Source organism: Betaproteobacteria bacterium, assembly GCA_009377585.1.
Taxonomy (GTDB): domain Bacteria; phylum Pseudomonadota; class Gammaproteobacteria; order Burkholderiales; family WYBJ01; genus WYBJ01.
The window spans coordinates 42,351-60,600 of the sequence record WHTS01000001.1; the positions used below are offsets into that span (position 1 = coordinate 42,351).

Below are 18,250 nucleotides of genomic sequence, written 5' to 3' on the forward strand. Positions count from 1 at the left end.
CGCGCTTCTGCGCGCCCCCTGCTTGCTCTCGGCATCCGACGAAGCTGATGAGCTCATGCCTGGTCCGAATTATCTATCTTGAATATCGTCTGGACCAAAAACCGCATGCATCATTTTGCGATGAGGATCATAGTCCTTGTCCGCTGCCTTTTCCAGGCCTGTGGTCCGCGCCGATTTCAACACGTTCTTGCCGGCGTCTGCAGTATCGAGGCTCACGAGTATCGCCTGAATGGATTCGGCCAGCTTCGTCGGCATTGTGCGTTTCACCGCCCATGGCAGAAAGAGCAGGGGTTCGGTCACCGCCAACGTTACGAGCTCCTGGGTATTTATGGCGTTCTTCACCACCGGCAGATCGATCAGAATATCGCCGCCGCCCGCGGCATCCGCCTGCTTGCTATAAAGCGCGAGCAACGCGTTCGGAGGATTCACGGCGAACTCCGACTTGAAATCGTCTTCGTCCAACCCAGCCTGCATCAACAGGAACCGCGGCGCGACATAGCTCATCATCGCGTCCTTGCCGCCTCCGAAAATGATGGTGCGGCCGCGTAGCTGGGACAGATTGGTAATGCCGCTGTCCTTGCGCACGAAAAGCGCTCCCGCGACCGCGCTTCTGCCGAACTCCTGGCTGTGGGCGATGACTCTATATAAGTGCGCCGAACGGGCGTAGTGATTCTGATTGAAGTGCACGATGTCGTACCGGCGCTCCATCAGCTCCTTCCAGAACGAATCGAAGTCCTTGGAAGTGACCAATACGACCTTGCGACCGAGCCGCTCGCTCAGATAGTTCGATAGCGGCGTGTACATCGTGGTGGTTTCGGTGGCTTTGTACCGCGGAAAGATGCCCAAAACGATAGGCTCTTCCGCGGCATGCGCAGCCGGCGCCACTGCGGCCATGGCGATCAACCCAAACAAGGCAGCCCAGAGGAGCCAATTCTTGCGATTCAACGAGCGAGAAAATTCAAGTCCCATTGGCATCATCCATAAGTAGCGAGTTGCACGACCAGTTCGTCAGGCCGAACTGCCGATCCGGCGCGGTTTGTTGCGGGTCGCAGAAAGTCGAAGCGATTCGGAGCCAGCTTGCAGGTTACTCAAATAGGTCATGTAGGCTTCCTCGCCCATGGGTCTGGCAAGGAGATAGCCTTGAGCAAGGTCGCAGCCTTGAATCGTCAAGAAACCGAGCTGCTGAAGATTTTCCACGCCTTCGGCGACCACTTTGAGATCGAGTCCTTTGGCCATGGCCAGTATTGCCTTGACCAACAGGACGTCTTCCGCATTGTTCGGCAGGCCGGCGACGAAGCTTCGATCGATCTTCAACATATCGAAGCGGAAGCGTTTCAAGTAACTGAGCGACGAGTAGCCGGTGCCAAAGTCATCCAGGGACAGCGTCACGCCGACTGCCCTCAGGCTGCTCAGCTCCTCGGCGACATGATGATGGTCATCCAGAAGAACGCTCTCGGTGATTTCCAGTTCGATTGCGTGCGGCGGAATCCCGTAAAGCGAGATCAGTTCAGAGAGCCGCTGGGAAATGCGCTTTCTGAATTGAATGCGCGAGATATTGATTGCCAGGAAACCTGGTTCGATCCCGCTGCTGCGCCATGCCGACCAACTGCGGCAGGCCTGTTCGAGCACCCAGTCGCCGATGCCGACGATCTGACCGGTAGCCTCGGCCAGAGGAATGAACTCGACCGGGCTGATGGCCCCTTTTTCGGGGTGGTTCCAGCGCAACAGCACTTCGGCGCCGCGATGAACCTGGGCGGCCGCATCGAAGATCGGCTGAAAATGCAGCGTCAGCTGGCCGGACTCTATCGCCACGTTCAGGTCCTGCTCCATCTGCATGCGATCGCGCAGACGGGTATTCATTTCCTCCGTGAAGAAAATGGCGGAGCCTTGTCCCATGGCTTTCGCCTGGTACATGGCATTGTCAGCGTTCGCCATGAGCTTCACCAGACCGTTGCCGTTGTCGGGAAAGATCGCGATACCGATGCTGCAACGCGCCACCACTTTGCGCCCGCCCAGCATCTGCGGCTCCGATATGGCCCGGATCAGGCGCTCGGCGATTTCCTCTACCTGCACTTCGTTGTCGATATCGGGTGCGAGAACCAGGAATTCGTCTCCGCCGAGCCGAGCTACCGTGTCAGCATCTCTCAAGATGGCGCGCACCCGGTTCCCCGTGGAAACCAGCAGTTCATCGCCCACGGCATGGCCGAGCGAATCGTTGACGCTTTTGAAGTCATCGAGATCGATGAAGAACAAAGCGAACCGCTGACGACTGCGCTTCGATCGGTGGATAGCCTGATCGAGTCGATCCAGCGCCATCATCCGATTGGGAAGGCCGGTCAAGGTATCGAAGTTGGCCTGACGATACAATTTGGCCTGTTCCTGCCGAACTTCTTCCGCCATGGCGTTGAATGCCTTCCCGAGCATTCCGAATTCGTCCATGGATTTGACTTCGACCAGAGTGTGCTGACCTCGGCCGACTTTCTCGGATGCGGCAATCAGCGCTTTGATCGGATCCAGAACCTTCAGGCGAAACACGATGTGGATCGCCGCGCTGAGAAACAGAACGAGGGCGGTCCACATCAGTAGTTGTATCGTCAATTGCCGACGAAATTCGTCGTGCAATGATTGTTTGCTGATGCCGACCAGAAAGCGTCCTAGCACTACGTCGTTGTGGCTGATCGGAAATTCGAGCCGGATCAGTCCAGCCTGACGGTCGAGCTCCTGCAGCAATTTCGGTATGTCGTTCGACTTCGCCGCCTTCAAGCGCCGTTTGATCAACGCATCGGAATCGTCGATATAGGAACTGAGCGGGACTCCCTTGGGGCTCATGATCACGCCATAAACCACGTCTTGCTGCGAGGACATCTGGCGCGTGTAGTCATTGAGTAGCAGAAGATCGAAGCCCAATATCGCATCCGGGCTGACTAGCGAAATCAGGCGCCCGAGGGCACGTCCGCGCTCGAGTAGTTGCTTTTCGTGAAAACGCGTCGACGAATGCAGGTAATAGAGCGTATTCGCTGCCATGGTGGCCGCCACTATGGTGAGCACCGTGAGAGTGAATTTCGCGCCCAGGCCGAGCCGCATGACAGGTTCCTGCGTTTGGATTCGGATTGTTATTCAGAAGGATCGCGCAGCATCTTGGCACAGGGCCTTGCGTCTCTATCCGCGGGAATGCCGTCGATTCCCGACCTATATCGGCGTTCGGCACCGAATCGCGAGGATGATCGAGGCCCTTCTGCGCGAGGGTAGACAGCCTTGGGGGGAGCGCCGTACGCCGGTGCTGCAGGCGGGCGGGGGCCGGCAGGCGTGTTGGCGGGGGCGAGCCGGTTCGTACCTAGGCAACCCTCCACCCGGAGCAATGCCTGTCGCTAATTCCTTGAATCGCCGGGACGAAATGTGCCGACGGGGTGCTGCCGGGGATCAAGACCGAAACGTTCCAGAAGGCCGTTACCGTGCCGGTGCATATTCCGCTCAGCGGCAAGCTGATGGAGTTCGACAATGCGGGCAAGTGCGTGGGCGGGTGTTAGTGTTCGAAGCACGACATTTTGCGCGCGCCGATCACGCTCGCACCAGGCGCAAATAAGTGATCTCCGAAGGCGCGCCCAAGCGCTTCGGCGGTCCCCAATAGCCGGTGCCGCGGCTGACGTAGACCCAAAGCGATCCTACGCGATGCAGGCCCGCGGTGAAGGGCTGCTGAAGACGCACGAGATATTTCCACGGAAAGATCTGTCCACCGTGCGTGTGGCCGGAGAGCTGCAGATGGAACCCCGCCGGCGCTGCGGCGAAGGCCGATCGCGGCTGGTGCGCGAGCAGCACCCTTACGCCCGCATCGGTCGGTGCGCCCGCCAGGGCCGCGGCAGGATCGCTGCGGTGCGAGGGAACGAAGTAGCCGGCGCTGTAATCGGTGACACCGGCTACGACCACCGACGCACCGTCGTGGACGAGCACGATGTGCTCGTTCAAGAGTACGGCGAGCCCCAGGCGGCGCATTTCGTTCACCCAGTCGTGCACGCCCGAGTAGTATTCGTGATTGCCGGTGACGAAGAATGTCCCGTGCCGGGCGCTGAGTTTCGATAGCGGCTCCGTGTGCGGGGCCAGCTCGCGCACGCTTCCATCCGCGAGATCGCCCGTGATGGCGATCATGTCCGCTCCGAGCCGGTTGGCGGCATCCACGACCCGTTCCAGGAAGCGGCGCTTGATCGATGCGCCGACGTGCAGATCGGTGATCTGGACGATGCTGAAGCCGTCGAGCGCAGCCGGCAGGCCGGCGATCGGAACGTCGACGCGCCGGATCCGGGCGCGCATGCGGGCGTTGGCGTATCCCAGCAGCGTCGCGATCGCGGCCAGTATCAGGACGACGAGTGCGCCCGGGTAGCGCAACGCCGCCGTCGCGGCGTCGGCGCCGATCGCCCCGCTCACGCCAAGCGCGATGTCCCGGGCAATGGTGAGCGCGAGAAGCGAGGAGAAGGCGCCGATGGCGATCATGCTGGCGAATATCAGGCGATCCTTGAGCGGCTGGCGCTCGATGCGCCGCGCCAGCGGCCACAGCGGCGTCGCCACGACGGAGACGATCAGCCACAAGGCTGTCGCAGCGCATGCGACCGGATTCGAAGCAAGCAGATCGGGAAGCAGTCGCCAGCTCACGTAGGGGTGGAGTAGCAGGATGATGTAGGGAAGTCTTCTGAACACGACCGTGCGCACCGCGGCATCCGTCTGGGGAAATTGTCCTGGCGAGTCTTTCCCTCACCCCCGGCCCCTCTCCCGAAGGGAGAGGGGAGCTGCGGAAGCGGCTTGTCAGCCACTTTCCGGACCGTCGCTAGGATACGCGCCCGGCACGAGCCGGGGGTCAGTGCAGATCGAGCGCCTGGACGAACACCAGTTCGCAGCTGCCGTTGCCCGTGTCCTCGCGGGTGAGCGAGCTGCGCCACATCCAGCCGTCTCGCGCCCGGACTTCGACCAGATAGCCTCGAAGCGAGACCAGCTGTCCCTTGTTCACACTGCTCAAGGCGCGTGCGACCTCGCGGCTCGCCGGGATGAGGTGCATGTTGGCGCTGGACGTCTCGATCTCGCGCACGGGCAACGGCGGCTTGCCGCTGTAGCGCCAGTGGTACCAGCGGCCGCTTTGCGAAATCGAGAGCTGCTCGTAGATCGCCGGATCGGCCATCCGTCCCCAGCCGAACGCGATGTCGGTCGGCGACAGATCGGCCTCCCGGCCCGTGCGGTAATGTTCGACCGAGAGCGTGCGCGCCTTGATCGCGAACGCCTGCAGAGCCCTTACTTCGTAGCCGTTGACTTCGAACGCGGCCGCGACGGCTGCGTTACGCTGCACTGGCGTTTCGGTCTCCGAGACCGGTTGCAAGACCACCGGCGGCGGGGCGGCCTGCACGACCGGGGCTGCCGGCTGCGAGAAGTAAAACCATGCCCCGCCGGCGAGCAATGCGAATAGAAAGAAGCCTTTCATCCCCGCGTTAACGGCGGGCGGTCACTTTTCTGCAGCGACGCGTGTGCGAGCCTGCCATGCCGGGCCGGGAACGGGGCCATCGGCGCAGGCTCGGTTCGCGAGTCAGGCGCGCGCAGGGCGAAGCGAGCGCAAGGCAAGGATGGCGCTGGCTGCCATTACGAGCGCCGCACCGATCGCGCTCGCCCGCAGCGCCTCGACGAACGCTCCGCGAGACGCATCGAGCAGCGCGCTGGCCCACGGTTCGCCGAGTTGCCGTGCCGCCTCGACTGCTGCGCCCAGCGTCGATGCCGCGCTCCGGATCGACTCTTCGGGCAGGCCTTGCGGCGCCGCGTCGTTCATCGCGATGCGATAGACGGCGGCGCCGACGCTGCCGAGCATGGCGATGCCGAGCGCACCGCCAAGTTCCGAACCGGTTTCCGATATCGCGGCTGCCGCACCGCCCTGCTCCGGCGGGGCGCTTCCGACGATGAGGTCCGTGGAGAGCGTGAACACCGGCGCCAGCCCGAGCGCGTAGACCACGAAGGCGGTCGCGAGCACGACAGGCGAGGTGGTGACACTCACCTGACTCAACATCGCAAAACCGGCCGCAGAGATGAACAATCCGGCCGTCATGATGCGCGTCGGCGGATAGCGACGCGCGAGCTTGGGTGTCACCATGGAGCCGACGATGAAGGCTGCAGCGAAGGGGGTCGTCCACAGGCCCGCCTGCAATGGATTCATGCCGAGCACGAGCTGCAGGTGCTGCGCGACGAACAGGAACATACCGAAGGCCACGAATGTGCCGAGCGCGTACATCGCAAGCGCAGCGGCGAACCCGGGCAGGCGAAACAAGCTCAGATCGATCATCGGCTTGGCAAGCATGCGCTGTCGGCGCAGGAATGCCCACCCGATCATGAATCCGGCGATGATCGACAGGAGCGCAGGCCAGGAGACGCCTTGTTCGGCCACGCGCTTGAGCCCGTAGATCGAGGCCAGCACGGCGGCGAGCGACAGCCCTGCGCTCGGCAGATCGATTTGGCCGGCCGCGGAATCGCGATATTCCGGCAGCAGCAGGGGTGCGATCCCGAGCAGCAGCAGCATCACCGGTACGTTGATCAGGAACACCGACCCCCACCAGAAATGCTCCAGCAGTGCGCCGCCCAGCAATGGGCCGATGGCTGCACCCACCGAGTAGCTGGAGACCCATATACCGATCGCGACCGTCCGTTCGTGCGGGTCGTGAAACATGTTCCGGATCAGCGACAGGGTCGACGGCGCCAGTGTGGCGCCCGCGACTCCCATCACCGCGCGCATGGCGATCAGCATTTCGGCGTTGGGCGAGAAAGCGGCGAGCGCCGAGGCGATGCCGAACGCCCCGGCGCCGATGAGCAGCAGCCGGCGGCGCCCGATGCGATCGCCGAGCGTGCCCATCGGGATCAGCATGCCCGCGAGCAGGAAACCGTAGATGTCGATGATCCATAGCAGCTGCGCCGCGGTCGGCTCCAGGTCCGCGCTGAGCGCCGGTATCGCGAGGTTCAGCACCATCAGGTCCATCGAGTACAGCAGGCACGGCAATGCGATTACCGCCAATCCGATCCACTCGCGCCGGGTCGCCTTCGATTCAGGGGTACGGGAGGTCATGTCGGAGATCCGGCCGGTGGGGGTGGAAACGCATGCCGATAGTCGTCCGGCGAGGACCGGGATCGACATCGCAGGCATTCGCGCAGGCGCTTGCCTCGGGCTGATGCGCTGCCCGTCGGGTCACTTGATCGGCAGGAATACCGCCGTGGCGACGCTCTGGATCATCTTCACGACCGTGCGGTCGGTCTTGTCGGCGACGATCTTGGACAGCACGTCCAGGCTGCCGATCATCTTGCCGAACTCGCGTTCGAAGCTCAGGTTCGCCACCGGCCCGGCGGCTTCGTTGGACAGCAGGTAAAGCGCACCCGTGCCGTTGCGGTCGTTGGAGAGCTTCCACACCGCGATCTCCACGTTGCGTGCGGCGTTGTAGAGGCTCTGCGGATCCAGGTCGTCCAGCACGAAGAACTCGGTCTTGTCCTGAAAGGCGGTCTGGATCATGCTGCCGAGACCGGCGACGAAGGCCAGCACCCGGTCGCCGCGGTAACCGTCCTCGAATGCGAGATGGATCGCCTGCGTGCCGCGCTTGCCCTGCAGCTCGGCAAAATCCCAGGCGTGCCGCTCGTCGAAGATGCGGCCGAGGCCGGCGGTAAGCGTCCGATTGCTTTTCTGCAGCTCGCGCGGATTGCGCCGATAGAGCTTTTCGGCGAGCAGCCGAAGGTTGCCGAACACCTCGCGCTGATGCGCTTCCGCCACCCGGTCGATGTCGGTCTTTGCGAGCTGAGAGGTGGAAAAGCCGGGCGCGTGCTTGCGCGGCACCGTGCCATGGTTTGCGCAAGCCGCCAGCACGCAAAGGCAGACCGGAACGACGAGCGGCTTCAGCATGGCCGCCGATCATAGCGCGGAAAACGGCGCTCTTCCGGAAAGCCGGCGGCGTCGTTCGCGCGGGCCTTACTCGGTCGCGAAGCCACCACCCCCTCCGCGCACAGCGCGTCGCGCCCCTCCTTGGCAGGAGGGGATGGGTCGGGTTTTCCCGCCTCGTCGATTGAGATGGTTCGTCTCCCCCTCCTCGGCGAGAGAGATGGTTCGTCTTCCCCTCCTCGACGAGAGAGATGGTTCGTCTTCCCCTCCTCGACGAGGAGGGGCGGGACGCGCGAATCGCGCGGACGGGGTGGTATCGTTACGTTACCGGCAGCGTCCGGCCCGTATCCGACGCCTGCTTGATCGTATCGAGAAAGCGATGCAGCTCGACCGCCGTGTCGAAGGTCGGCAGGCGGTTCTCGCCGCTGCGGATCGCCTCGGCGAAGCGCGTGTACATCTGTCCGACGTTGAACGGATCGCCGCGCGGAAACTCCGGCGGGACCCATACGAAGCGATCCGGTATCGTCAGGTCGCGCAACTCGTGGCTGCGCTGCGCGCCCTGGAGTCGCAGCATCTCGCCGCGCTGGGACGAGACGTTGCCGGTGACGACCAGCGTGCCTTCCCGACCGTAGACGTCCATGCGAAAGCCGATGCCGGCCCAGGGCACGCCCGCGACATGGACCGAAGCCACCGCGCCGCTCGCGAGCTTGCCGCTCACCAGCACGTTGTCCGGCGAGGTGACGTCGACCGTCTGCCTGGTGTCGGTTTCGTACCACTGGCGAACCTGGGTCGTGACCACGCACGCCACGCGCGTGAAATCGCCCGCGACGAAGCGAAGCGCGTCGATGACGTGTCCGTTGGCGATGGTGAGCGTGTTCGCGCCGAGGCTCGCATCGCGCTGCCAGGCGCGGCTCGAGGGACGCTCGAGCGGCCCGTCGCGCATGCAGACCGCATGGCAGGACAGCACCTCGCCCACGTAGCCGGTCTCGATCAGCTCTTTCATGTAGAGCAGCACGGGGCTCACGCGCGACTGCAGCCCGACCACGGTGTGCACGCCCTTGGCCCGGGCGAGTGCGGCCAGTTCTTCCGCCTCGGCCGTGGTGCGTCCGAGCGGCCACTCGGTGTAGACGTGCTTGCCGGCTTCGATGGCCGCCTTGGTCGGCTCGTAATGCGACGGCACGCGCACGCATACGGCAACGGCGTCGATCTCGGGTGAGGCGACCAGCGTGTGGAAGTCGTGGAAGGCAAGCTTCGCCCCGAATGCCTTGCGCGCTTCCTCGGCGGTTTCGGGCCGGGTCGTGCAGACCGCCGTCATCTCGACATCGGAGCTCGCGGCGAGCGCCGGGAAGTGCGACTGGGAAGCCCAGTGCGAACGGGGGTTGGCGCCTATGAAGCCCAGGCGGATCTTGTTTGGCATGCAGCGCACTCCTTCGACAAAGTAGATGTGTCCCTCTTGGAGGGGCTGTAGGTTCGCCGCGGCAGGCGGCCGCCGCGTTCCGAGGACTCGCAGCGCCTTTCTTCAGCGCCGAAACCTTGCATGACGCGCTGATGCCGCTTCAATGCGCCGGCGCAGGCTCCTTTATGGACACCCGCCAATGGATCCTTTCTTCCTCCGGAGGATAGTCGCCGGCGGCCTTGTGGTAGGAGCAGCGGTTGTCCCAGATGACGATGTCGCCTTTGCGCCACTTGTGGGTGTATTGAGCGCCGCGCGGCGTCATGCAGGCGGCGAGCTCCTCGATCAGCTCGTTGCTTGCGGCCGGCGCCATGTCTTCGATGTGCGAGATCTTCACCGAGTCGAAGTAGAGTACCCGGCGGCCGGTTTCCCGATGGGTGCCGAGAATGGGGTGCCGGACCGGCTTTCGAGTCTCGAAATCCTCCTGGGTGAGCAGGGTGTTGTATTCCTTCTTGCGACCGCCATAGAGGTAGACGCCGTAGCGCCCTTCCAGACGCTCCTTCAGTCGGTCGGGCAGCATGTCGTACGCGGTATACATGCTGGCGAAATAGGTGTCTCCGCCCCGGCTCGGAATGGCAAGGGCGTAGAGCTGGGTCGCCTTGAACGGTTCTTCTTCGTAGTTTCCGTCGGTGTGGAAATTCTCGGCGCCGCGCCGGTAGATCTTGTTGTTCAGCTTGCCGTCGGGTCCGAACTTGTTCACGCCCAGCAGCGTGATCTCCGCATGATCGAGATGGCGTGTGTTCTTCGAGGGATGCTCGGCCAGCCGGCCGAAACGCCGGCTGTAGGCCAGGAAGTCCTCGGTGGCCAGCTGCTGGTCGCGCACGGCGATGATGTTGTAGTCGAGCCAGGCCCGGTAGAGCTGCGCGAACGCGTCATCGTCCATTGCTCGCACGTCCAATCCGGTGATTTCGGCCCCGATCCCATCGCCCAGACATCGAATTTCCATCGTCGACTCCCAGCTCGCTGCGCATTCACGCCTGCCCGAATCTTACTCTTCGAATGAAGCCGTGGCGGTTCCTGCGCGCCGTCAGTCCACATAACGCAACCGCGACCAACCGCGTGCGTTTTCGACGGGCGCACGCGCATGGATTTGCCTGGCGTCTGCCGCAACCCTGGTTGCGCGGATGGCGCACATCGCACCCTCATCCTGCCGTATGCGCCGGGCGGGTCCACCAGCACCCTCGCGTACCTGATCCGGCAGAAGCTCACCGACAGCTGGGGCCAGCAGATCGTCGTGCTGCACCGTCCGGGCGGCAGCGCCACGATCGGCGCCGCGGCCGCTGCGAAGGCGCCTGCGGATGGGTATACCCTCATCCTGGTCACTGCGACACACGTCATCAGTCCGCTCTTGTTGCCGGTGTCGTACGATGCGATCAAGGATTTCGCGCCGGTGACGCCGGTGTCCAATGTGGAGGTCATGCTGGTCGTCCACCCGTCGGTGCCGGCGAAGAACCTGAAAGAGTTCGTGGCGCTGGCGAAGACTCGCCCGGGCCAGCTCAATTACGCGACTTCGTCGGCCGGCAGCCCGGCGCACCTCGCTGCGGAGCTGTTCAGCATGCGGGTGGGCATCAAGATGCAGGCGATTGCCTACAAAGGCGGCAACCCGGCCGTCACGGATTTGCTCGGCGGACAGGTCGAGGCGTTGTTCGGCAATCCGATCAACGTGGCGCATCACATCAATGCCGGCAGGCTGAGGGCGCTTGCGGTTTCCGGGGAGCACCGGTTGCCGGCGCTCAAGCAGGTGCCGACGTTCGGCGAAGGCGGCCTGGCGAACTTCGATGTAGGCTTCTGGCAAGGCATACTGGCTCCGGCCGGCACCCCCCGTCCGGTGGTCGACAAGCTTGCCGGCGAGATCGGACGGATCATGCTCATGCCAGACATCAAGGAAAAGCTGGCGAGCCTTGGCGTCGAGCCGTATGTCGCCTCGCCCGAAGCATTCGCCGCGCGCATGAGGGCGGACACGGAGAAATACGCCGACGTCATCGGGAAGCGAAATATCAAGAAAGCCGACTGAATACGAGCTGCTCGTCATCTCGCCGCGTTGATCCCGGACAACGTCAGGTGTGCCTGTTTTTCCGGTGCGCTCCCGGGCCGATCCGTCGGAGGTGGGGTCTGGCGTCCGGCAAGGAACGCGCAAACGGCAAGGCACTGCACGGCCATGACGATCGCGAACAGCAGCGGCGCATCGCCCTGCGCGGTAGTCCGCGTTTGCGCCGCGTACGTCCTGACGATGCCGAAGAAGGCCGGTGCAATGGCATAACCGCCCTGCGCGATGGCGACCACGAGAGCAGCCACTCGGGGAACATCCTCCTTGACGAATTCGACCTGAGCAATGAGCGGTGGAAGTGAGGTGGCGTTGCCGAACCCCATGCCGAACAAGACCACCCCCACGAGCAGCAATGGGACGCTCGCGCCTTCCGCGAGAATGAAAGCTACGGAGCCACCGATCTGCAGGACATAGCCAGAGCAAGCCACCAGCCGCCGATCGGCTCGCAGAGGCATGAGCCAGCCGAGAAGGGAGCGTCCGACAATTGCCATCAGCGTGACTGCCGCCATGGCCGATCCCGCGTTGATGGGGCCGAGCGCCGGCACGAGCAGCGAGAACAGGTGCGCCGTCAGGCCGATCTGCGCGAACAGTCCCAGACTCATCCCGGCGGCCAAGCTGAGGAACTTGCGATCACGCCACAGCCGCGCACCGGGCAACGGTCTTGCGGACGGCGAGGTGACGGAAAAGATCGAGTCGCCGGGTTCGATGCCGTCGGGTTTCAAGCGCATCGTTTCGGGCGTGTGGCAGAACACTTTGTCCGCCAATGCCCAGATCGTAACGAGCATGATTGCCGCGACTACGGACGCCGCTGCTGGAAACCCCAATGCGCCGATCGCGGCAACCCACAGTGGGGAGAACACGATACCGCCGACGCTGCCGCCGTTGTATGCCATGCCGAGCGCGGCCGGACGTGCGCGCACGAACCATGGCGAGACGATCGCATTGAGGGCCGCTGCGCTCATCGTCCCCCATCCGACCCCGCTCAGCAGCGCGGAAAGGAAAAGCTGCCGCGGCGACTCCACCACCGACCAGCCCAGGACACCGGCCGACATCGAGAGCGCACCCGCCTTCGTCACCGCCGCTATGCCGAAGCGGCGGTGGAGTATCGGGAGCTTCGCGCCAGTGACGGCGCCCGCTACGAAATGAAAACTGACCGCCAGCGAAACGAGCGCGACGGACCAGCTGCCCGATTGCCCCATGACGCCGAGGAATACCGGCGGACCGTAGAAGCCCATACCCCAACCGAATACTGCCAGCAGGAATGCGGCGTGGACAACCCGCCATCCGTAGAATCCGGCGTTACGCCTTTCGACCGCCATGTCTTCGCCCTCCAGCTCGCCACGCGGACGTACTGTGCGCCGGTCGCGGGGAGCGTTGTTTCGGCGGCGGCCGAAGCATTGCGGCAGCGATTGTATTAAGCTGCCTTACGCCCGAAGGGCGGCGCGTATTCGAGGATGCGTTCGGAGTGCGATTCCCCGTATAGCACACGAACAAGCGGTTTCACCCGGTTCTCGCGCGTGGGCGGAGGAGGGCAAAGATCGTGTGGCGTCCCGGTTCACCCGGAACGATCGCACCTCAGGCGCGCGTCATGATCTGAGCCGGGTTGTCGAGGCTGAAACGCATGTGCCAGGCGACGTCCTTGTAGACATGCTCGGCACACACCGGAAACAGCTCCGCGCGACCCCAGTTGCCGTACTTCCAGCCTTCCAACTCGGCGGCAATACGATCCGGCGTCACGCCGTTGCCGATGAGCTCGGTGATGCGTGCCCGCAGCACCACGAGGTAATCCCGGTAGATATCGATCGCCTGCTTGCCGACGCCCTTGACCGGCATACCGTGCCCCGGGATCACCGTCTGGCAAGGAATTCCGGCAAGACGCTCCAGCATGGCGATGAGCGAATCGATGTCCGCGGTCTTGAGCCGCCCATGCACGCCGGCGAATAGAAGGTCGCCTGCGAACAGGACGCCGCGCTCGGGAACGTTGACGACCAGGTCGCCGGGGCAATGCCCGTGACCGAAGTGCAGCAACTCGATTCTTTCGCCGGCAATCTTCAGCGTGGCGCGATCCGCCACACCGACGTGCGGCACCAGTTCCTCGGGCGAAGTGAGCTCGTGAGCGAGCGCGGGGTTGCGCCGGCGCAGATCCTCGACCCACGATGGCATGCGCATCTTCGTCTCGATTCGCGATCGGCACGCTTCCGAGGCCATGATCACCGCGCCCTGGCGCCGGAAGAAGTGGTTCATCGAGAAGTGATCCGCGTCGTCGTGGGTGTTGATGGCGAAGCGCACCGGCCGGTCGCTCACGCGCTCGAGCGCCGCGGTCAGACCCGCGTAGTTCCTGACGAAGCTGTCGATGGAGATCGTGCCCTCGCCGGTCAGCACGATGCCGTTGTTGGAATCGCCGTCGGGGCCCACGTAGACGAACACCCCGTCCCCGACATCGGCCACACCACCCTTCTCGAAATCGATTCCCATCTTCGCCTCCTCGTGCCAAGTGAACGCCATCGCCCAGGCGCGGCAATTGTCGGATCGGTGAAATAGTCATTATCGCCTTCCCGGCGAATGGAGTTAGCGTTCTCACACGGCGCGTTCTCGTCGTAAGGTGCAGCCTGAGTTCGCCGACGAATCGGAAAGGCGTCCGACGAGTCCGCGCCCGAGATTGCAGTCGAGCGCCCGCTCGTTCCACCCGAGTGGAGGCCGATCATGAGTCCTGCCCGTGCATCGATGTTCGTCTTCGTCGGCTGGCTTGCCGCAGGTACGCCCGCCAGCGCGCAAAGTCGCTGGGTGATCGTCAATGGCGAACGCATGAGCGATGCGCAGGTGGCCTACCTGGAGCGGCGCGCCTGCACCCAAATTCCGAACGGTCAATACTGGCTCGACACGCAAACGGGCGCCTGGGGCTACGCCCGCAATCCGCAGGTGCAAGGAAGGTTCGGCGAGGCGTGCCGGCAGCCGCGCAAGAGCCTGTCGGAACGGCGCCAGCTCTACCGGCCGGGAGAAATCCTCAGTCAGTAGCGGCGAGGGTGCCGCTGCGCTTGCGGCTCGGACGCACGTCGAGCTCGGAGGCTGGATAGCGGCCGGTGAGACATCGCAGCGCGAATGCGTCCAGCAGTCCGAGCGCATCATTGCCGAGTGCGCATCATCCGAATGAATTCCCTCGCTGTCTCGTTGCCGCCGGTGGGTGAGTTCGAGCCGGCCACAGGCGGGGAGTGTGGATGGCTGGCGAAGATAAACCGTCGGCCCCGATCTTAGATATTGCGCGGACAATTTGCCGGTTCTTGCGTAAGACCGGCCTGTGCGAAAGGTTTGCATGTCCCGCACGGCGCGCGTAGATAATATGCGGCACGCGCGCTAGCTGTTGTCCAGGCGGGAATCGATCGAGAGGAGTCTTACCCCCAGTACCTACACGAGGAGAGGAGGCGCCATGGTGAAGAGCAGCTCCGCAATTGCAGCTTGGCTCGCGCTCGCGACGTCGGTACTCGCTGCGCAGCCTGCATCCAATTATCCGGAACGTCCGATCCGGCTCGTGATCGGAAGCGCGCCGGGGTCCGGGCCGGACATCATCTCCCGCGTCCTTTCCGAGCGGCTGTACAAGGCATGGCGGCAGCGTATCGTCGTGGACGCACGCCCCGGCCTCGCGGGTGCGGTCAGCGCGGAGATCGCCGCACGCTCCGCCCCCGATGGCTACACGTTGCTCATGATGACCTCGCAGCTTTTCATCGCCACGAAGGTATATCCGAACCTGAAGTTCGACCTGGAGAGAGATTTCGCATCGGTCGCGCTGATCGGCAGCGTGCCCTACGTACTGGTAGTCAATCCACAGGTGCCCGCGAAGTCGGTCGCTGATCTGATCCAGCATTCGAAGAAGACGTCGCTAAGTCACGGCTCGGCCGGCCCTGGCGGCGGCGAACACCTCTGCATGGTCTACTTCCTGCACATGGCGGACACGAAAATGCTGCACGTGCCGTACAAAGGCATCGCGCAGGCGCTCGCGGACGTAGCGGGGCAGGAGATTCACACCACGTTCGCGGTCGTTCCGGCCGCGTTGCCCTTCATTCAGGGCAAACGCGTCAGGCCACTCGGCGTCAGCAGTACGAAACCTGCGCCACTGCTGCCCGACGTCCCCCCGATCTCCGACACCATTGCTGGTTTCGAGAACTTCGGCTGGTACAGCATCATCGCCCCGAAGGCAACGCCGGTTGCCATATTGGACAAGTTGAGCGCCGAAATCGTGAAAGCGATGGAGGAGCCTCAATTCGGCGAACAACTGAAGACGCTCGGCATCGAAATCCTCGGCGGCTCGCGCGCTGCGCTCGACGCGTTTCGCAAGAGCGAGTCGAAACGCATGGGGGATATCGTCAAGCAGGCGAATCTGGAGATAAAGTAGCTCCCGCACGCGTGCGTCGGCGCGACCTGGTGGAGGCTGGGAACCGGGAGTTGCGCAGGCACCGGCCGACCGTTGGCAGGCGCGTTCGCATTGACCTGCGTGGAGGCGAAAAGACATACTCCAACGCGGGTCGCTTACCGGCATCGCTCTGCGCTGGACGCATCGTTGTGCCAGATGCCGTGTTGCGCCAGCAAATGAAATTCGTTATGGGAGAACATCGCATGAAGATTCAGGCCGCCGTCTTTCACAAGGTCCACGAACCACTCACGATCGAGACGGTCGAGCTGGACCAGCCGCGCGGGCGCGAGATCATCATGCGCACGGTCGCGACCGGCGTCTGCCACAGCGATCTGCATGTCATCGAAGGCCTGGGGCGCTATCCGACCGACCGGCCGTTCGTGCTGGGCCACGAGGGCGCCGGCGTGGTCGAAGCCGTCGGCTCGGATGTCACCGCGGTCAAGGTCGGCGACCACGTCGTCGCCTGCCTGTCCGGTTTCTGCGGCACCTGTCCGCAATGCCTGAGCGGCCATCCCAACGTGTGCACCGGCGGCATCGCCACGCGGGCGGAATCGGAGGCCCCGCGCCTGTCGCAGGCGGGCGGCCTGGTGCGCCAGTTCGGCGGGCTGGGCAGCTACGCCGAGAAAATGCTGGTGCACGAGAACTCGGTGGTGAAGATCGACACCGACATTCCGTTCGACCGCGCGGCGCTGGTGGGTTGCGGTGTGCTGACGGGCGTGGGCGCGGCGCTGCGTTCCTCGGGCATGCGCGCCGGGCAGACGGTGGCCGTGTTCGGTTGCGGCGGCGTCGGCCTGTCGATCGTGCAGGGCGCGCGCATCGGCGGCGCGCGGCAGATCATTGCGGTGGATCAGTTCGACTCGAAACTGGAGATGGCCAAGGGCGTGGGCGCAACGCATCGGGTGAACGCGAGCCGCGACGATCCCGTGAAGGCGATTCGCGCCTTGACCGGCGGGCTGGGCGTGGACCATGCATTCGAGGCGGTCGGTCTCTCCAAGCTTTGCCGGCAGGCAATCGAAAGCCTTGCGATTCGTGGCACGGCAACCATCTGCGGTGTGCTGCCGCCGGATGCGACCATCGAGTTTCCCTGGCTCGCGATCCGGCCCGAGTGCAAGGTACAGACCTCGCGCATGGGCTCGAATCAGTTTCGCACCGACATACCGAACTATCTCGAATTCTATCGCCAGGGGCGGCTCGATCTCGATTCGATGATCAGCCGGCGCGGGCGGCTCTCGGATATCAACGAGGCGTTTCGGGCAATGAAGGCGGGCGAAGTCGCGCGCACCGTGCTCATGTTCGATTAGGGCAGCGCGCTCGCGTTCGGCAGTCCGGTTGCGCCAGGCCGGAGCCGCCGGTAGTGCGCGCAACCGATCACGAGCAGACCCGCGACCAGCATCGTGGCGACATGCGGCTCCGGAATCGGCGTCAGCACCACTCCGCCGAGAGCGAATATCGGATTCGGCTCGCCGGTCAGGGTGAAGGGATCGGAGAACGTGCCGCTGAGGCCTTCGGCACCTCCGTTCTGTGTGATGGTTATGGTCGCCAGGTAGCCGATCAACAGGCGATCGTTGGGCTGCAGCGTGCCGAGCTCCAGCGTCTGCAGACTCAACGGAATCTCCACCTCGCGGATGCCGTCGAACGTGGCTCCCAGGTCGAGCCCACCGACGAACGAGCTCGTGAAGCTGCGATTGCCGCCGGCATCGGTGGATAGCGTGGCGGTATAACGGCCGCCGCCCGCAGCAAGGAAGCCGACAGCTGCCGTGACTTCTGCAAAGCCGGGGAGGAGGAAATCCGGCAACGGCTCGGCCGCACCCCTGTTTTCCGCACCGACCTGAAGGTCGAACGTGACGCTCGTATTGGTGGAAAACGCATCGAGCAGCCGCCCGCCATCGACGATGAACTGCGTCCGGACTCGCGCCGGCGCGCCGGAGATGTTGACGAATTCGTCGCTGCCGACCAGCACCTGTGCCATGAGCGTGCTTCCGGTGCCGGCGCTGAGGTTCCCGACCTGCAGGCCAACCTGACCGAAGCGACCGGCGGCCGCGGTCACGGTGTATCGGCCGGGCAAACCGATCTGGGCCAGGACGTCCTGATTGATGTCCCCGCTCGTCGTACCGAAAATCTCGTCGCTGTCGACGACCTCGACGCCGGCGCTCGGCGTGAAGCGCGCTTCGACCTGCTGCACGACGCCGCTCTGCGCGGGCATGCTCGCGAGCAGCATCGCGCCGAACAAGAGAGCCCGCAACGCGGTGCGGCAATCGGGCGCTTTACCGTTCCCGCTGACGCTATGGGATCGCGCGGTAACCACGCATCGTCCGTGCTCAGTCCACGCAGTCGTCACCATATGCCCCTCCGCGAATGTCCTGATTGCGATTTCCGAAACCTATGGCACTTCCATCGCAACGTCAGCGAGGGTTTCCTCGACCGCGTGCGCGCTCGTTCGCACCCCCAGCGGCCGATCGGGACGGA

At 64.0% G+C, this 18,250-nt stretch carries 15 protein-coding genes; 4 read left to right on the forward strand and 11 right to left on the reverse strand.

From position 1 onward, the window contains the following. Nucleotides 1-69 precede the first annotated feature (69 nt). The 8 genes from GEV05_00210 to GEV05_00245 all read right to left on the reverse strand — a co-directional run bounded on the left by GEV05_00210 (nt 70) and on the right by GEV05_00245 (nt 10,278). Nucleotides 70-978 (reverse strand): PhnD/SsuA/transferrin family substrate-binding protein, encoded by a 909-nt coding sequence (locus GEV05_00210; GenBank protein ID MPZ41829.1) that lies wholly within the window; start codon nt 976-978, stop codon nt 70-72. Nucleotides 979-1,008: 30 nt separating this feature from the next. Next, complete coding sequence (locus tag GEV05_00215; protein MPZ41830.1) at nt 1,009-3,084, reverse strand: EAL domain-containing protein; 2,076 nt, start codon at nt 3,082-3,084, stop codon at nt 1,009-1,011. A gap of 474 nt (nt 3,085-3,558) precedes the next feature. Then, on the reverse strand, nt 3,559-4,701 hold the full coding sequence (locus GEV05_00220) for a metallophosphoesterase (protein ID MPZ41831.1): 1,143 nt from the start codon (nt 4,699-4,701) through the stop codon (nt 3,559-3,561). A 145-nt stretch (nt 4,702-4,846) separates the two neighbouring features. After that, nucleotides 4,847-5,461: a hypothetical protein gene (locus GEV05_00225; protein ID MPZ41832.1), complete on the reverse strand. Its 615-nt coding sequence runs from the start codon at nt 5,459-5,461 to the stop codon at nt 4,847-4,849. 102 nt (nt 5,462-5,563) lie between these two features. Continuing rightward, entirely contained in the window at nt 5,564-7,081 is a 1,518-nt protein-coding gene (locus GEV05_00230; GenBank protein MPZ41833.1) for an MFS transporter, read from the reverse strand. A 120-nt stretch (nt 7,082-7,201) separates the two neighbouring features. After that, entirely contained in the window at nt 7,202-7,903 is a 702-nt protein-coding gene (locus tag GEV05_00235; GenBank protein ID MPZ41834.1) for a hypothetical protein, read from the reverse strand. A gap of 295 nt (nt 7,904-8,198) precedes the next feature. Continuing rightward, nucleotides 8,199-9,296: a gfo/Idh/MocA family oxidoreductase gene (locus GEV05_00240; GenBank protein ID MPZ41835.1), complete on the reverse strand. Its 1,098-nt coding sequence runs from the start codon at nt 9,294-9,296 to the stop codon at nt 8,199-8,201. A 139-nt stretch (nt 9,297-9,435) separates the two neighbouring features. Then, on the reverse strand, nt 9,436-10,278 hold the full coding sequence (locus tag GEV05_00245; protein MPZ41836.1) for a hypothetical protein: 843 nt from the start codon (nt 10,276-10,278) through the stop codon (nt 9,436-9,438). A gap of 138 nt (nt 10,279-10,416) precedes the next feature. Between GEV05_00245 and GEV05_00250 the strand changes: the two genes are divergently transcribed. After that, nucleotides 10,417-11,346 (forward strand): tripartite tricarboxylate transporter substrate binding protein, encoded by a 930-nt coding sequence (locus GEV05_00250; protein ID MPZ41837.1) that lies wholly within the window; start codon nt 10,417-10,419, stop codon nt 11,344-11,346. A gap of 14 nt (nt 11,347-11,360) precedes the next feature. On the opposite strand, the gene GEV05_00255 is transcribed toward GEV05_00250, so the two are convergent. Together GEV05_00255 and GEV05_00260 are read right to left on the reverse strand one after the other, a co-directional pair. Continuing rightward, a complete protein-coding gene (locus tag GEV05_00255; protein MPZ41838.1) occupies nt 11,361-12,698 on the reverse strand; it encodes an MFS transporter in 1,338 nt (445 codons plus the stop codon). 256 nt (nt 12,699-12,954) lie between these two features. Continuing rightward, nucleotides 12,955-13,884: an MBL fold metallo-hydrolase gene (locus GEV05_00260; protein MPZ41839.1), complete on the reverse strand. Its 930-nt coding sequence runs from the start codon at nt 13,882-13,884 to the stop codon at nt 12,955-12,957. A 198-nt stretch (nt 13,885-14,082) separates the two neighbouring features. Between GEV05_00260 and GEV05_00265 the strand changes: the two genes are divergently transcribed. From GEV05_00265 to GEV05_00275, 3 genes are all read left to right on the forward strand, one after another. After that, complete coding sequence (locus GEV05_00265) at nt 14,083-14,394, forward strand: hypothetical protein (GenBank protein ID MPZ41840.1); 312 nt, start codon at nt 14,083-14,085, stop codon at nt 14,392-14,394. Nucleotides 14,395-14,803: 409 nt separating this feature from the next. After that, nucleotides 14,804-15,766 (forward strand): tripartite tricarboxylate transporter substrate binding protein, encoded by a 963-nt coding sequence (locus GEV05_00270; protein MPZ41841.1) that lies wholly within the window; start codon nt 14,804-14,806, stop codon nt 15,764-15,766. A gap of 227 nt (nt 15,767-15,993) precedes the next feature. After that, on the forward strand, nt 15,994-17,085 hold the full coding sequence (locus GEV05_00275) for an alcohol dehydrogenase catalytic domain-containing protein (protein MPZ41842.1): 1,092 nt from the start codon (nt 15,994-15,996) through the stop codon (nt 17,083-17,085). On the opposite strand, the gene GEV05_00280 is transcribed toward GEV05_00275, so the two are convergent. Continuing rightward, nucleotides 17,082-18,089 (reverse strand): hypothetical protein, encoded by a 1,008-nt coding sequence (locus GEV05_00280; protein MPZ41843.1) that lies wholly within the window; start codon nt 18,087-18,089, stop codon nt 17,082-17,084. The two genes, GEV05_00275 and GEV05_00280, sit on opposite strands and share 4 nt — an antisense overlap. Nucleotides 18,090-18,250 lie beyond the last annotated feature (161 nt).

Excerpts from the sequence above, each read along its gene's own strand:
- GEV05_00225 (MPZ41832.1), bottom strand. The coding sequence starts at position 5,461 with ATGAAAGGCTTCTTTCTATTCGCATTGCTCGCCGGCGGGGCATGGTTT.
- GEV05_00260 (MPZ41839.1), bottom strand. The coding sequence starts at position 13,884 with ATGGCGTTCACTTGGCACGAGGAGGCGAAGATGGGAATCGATTTCGAG.
- GEV05_00265 (MPZ41840.1), top strand. The coding sequence starts at position 14,083 with ATGAGTCCTGCCCGTGCATCGATGTTCGTCTTCGTCGGCTGGCTTGCC.
- GEV05_00270 (MPZ41841.1), top strand. The coding sequence starts at position 14,804 with ATGGTGAAGAGCAGCTCCGCAATTGCAGCTTGGCTCGCGCTCGCGACG.
- GEV05_00240 (MPZ41835.1), bottom strand. The coding sequence starts at position 9,296 with ATGCCAAACAAGATCCGCCTGGGCTTCATAGGCGCCAACCCCCGTTCG.
- GEV05_00230 (MPZ41833.1), bottom strand. The coding sequence starts at position 7,081 with ATGACCTCCCGTACCCCTGAATCGAAGGCGACCCGGCGCGAGTGGATC.
- GEV05_00235 (MPZ41834.1), bottom strand. The coding sequence starts at position 7,903 with ATGCTGAAGCCGCTCGTCGTTCCGGTCTGCCTTTGCGTGCTGGCGGCT.
- GEV05_00210 (MPZ41829.1), bottom strand. The coding sequence starts at position 978 with ATGATGCCAATGGGACTTGAATTTTCTCGCTCGTTGAATCGCAAGAAT.
- GEV05_00250 (MPZ41837.1), top strand. The coding sequence starts at position 10,417 with ATGGATTTGCCTGGCGTCTGCCGCAACCCTGGTTGCGCGGATGGCGCA.
- GEV05_00215 (MPZ41830.1), bottom strand. The coding sequence starts at position 3,084 with ATGCGGCTCGGCCTGGGCGCGAAATTCACTCTCACGGTGCTCACCATA.
- GEV05_00255 (MPZ41838.1), bottom strand. The coding sequence starts at position 12,698 with ATGGCGGTCGAAAGGCGTAACGCCGGATTCTACGGATGGCGGGTTGTC.
- GEV05_00245 (MPZ41836.1), bottom strand. The coding sequence starts at position 10,278 with ATGGAAATTCGATGTCTGGGCGATGGGATCGGGGCCGAAATCACCGGA.